General features: G+C 59.3%; 1 protein-coding gene. It reads right to left on the bottom strand.

Annotation, left to right across the window (positions count from 1 at the left end; translation table 11 throughout):
• Positions 1 to 226, bottom strand: a 226-nt coding sequence (locus OZ10_RS20270) for a transposase (RefSeq protein ID WP_039566940.1), incomplete at its 3' end; no start/stop codon positions are given.
• Between the last annotated feature and the right edge of the window lie 17 nt (positions 227 to 243).

Raw genomic sequence — 243 nt, forward strand, 5'->3', positions numbered from 1 at the left:
TCTCGAACAACTGCTCGGCCAGCAACTTCTTTAGCCGCGCGTTCTCGGCCTCAAGGTCCTTGAGCCGCTTGGCGTCGGGCACGCTCATGCCGCCGAACTTGCTGCGCCACAGATAGTACGAAGCCTCACTGAAGCCATGCCGCCGGCATAAGTCCTTGATCGCTATGCCCGCTTCGGCTTCGCGCAGGAAGCCGATGATCTGCTCTTCGGAAAAACGCTTCTTCACGTCCAATCTCCTTGGGG

It is taken from the genome of Xanthomonas cannabis pv. cannabis (assembly GCF_000802365.1).
Classification (GTDB): domain Bacteria; phylum Pseudomonadota; class Gammaproteobacteria; order Xanthomonadales; family Xanthomonadaceae; genus Xanthomonas; species Xanthomonas cannabis.